This window comes from Vibrio ordalii ATCC 33509 (genome assembly GCA_000257205.1).
Lineage (GTDB): Bacteria > Pseudomonadota > Gammaproteobacteria > Enterobacterales > Vibrionaceae > Vibrio > Vibrio ordalii.
Genome location: AEZC01000216.1, coordinates 1 through 587, shown reverse-complemented (window position 1 = coordinate 587; position 587 = coordinate 1). Strand labels below are relative to the sequence as shown.

The 587-nt window shown below is 44.0% G+C and carries 1 protein-coding gene and 1 pseudogene; both read right to left on the bottom strand.

All coding sequences use genetic code 11. From position 1 onward, the window contains the following. Positions 1-214: pseudogene (locus VOR_RS0114255) on the bottom strand (IS66 family transposase); the annotation flags it as partial. A gap of 59 nt (positions 215-273) precedes the next feature. Further along, positions 274-587, bottom strand: a 314-nt coding sequence (gene tnpB / locus VOR_RS0114250; RefSeq protein ID WP_010320366.1) for an IS66 family insertion sequence element accessory protein TnpB, incomplete at its 5' end; no start/stop codon positions are given.

Here is a 587-nt window from a genome sequence, read left to right as displayed (position 1 = left end):
CCGCTTCATTGAAGAGGTCACCTTGCGCTTCGTTATACGGCTTTAACGCTTCCGAGCGTTTGGCGAATTGACGGTCAAGGGCCAGTTTAAACTGCTCAATTAAGGATTGGCGCTCTTGTTGCCACTCTTTTTTCTCCGACATCAACGCTTTCACCATAGCTTGAAGCTCGGCGATGTCTTGGCTTTCTGGGTTAATATCGGGCGTCTTTTTCATGGTATTGATTATACAAAAAACACCACGATAAGGCTTGGTATAACTGACTTTTATCGAGGTTAACTCATTGTAAAATTGTCTATTTTTATCGGTTTATGGCCGATTATTGTGAAGCCAGACAACAGTCTATCTAAGTCAAATTGAGTCAGGGTGTACATCTGTTTTTTCTCTTGAGTGGGCCATTTGAATTTGGCTTTTTCGAGCCGTTTGTACCACAGGGCAAAACCCGTTTTATCCCAGTACAACACTTTGACTTTATCGCGTTGTTTATTGGTAAATAGGAACAGTGCGCCCGTGCCGAGCGGCAAATCGGTTTCGGACTCGATAATCGCCGCCAGACCATTGATAGACTTTCTAAAATCCACGAACTCCC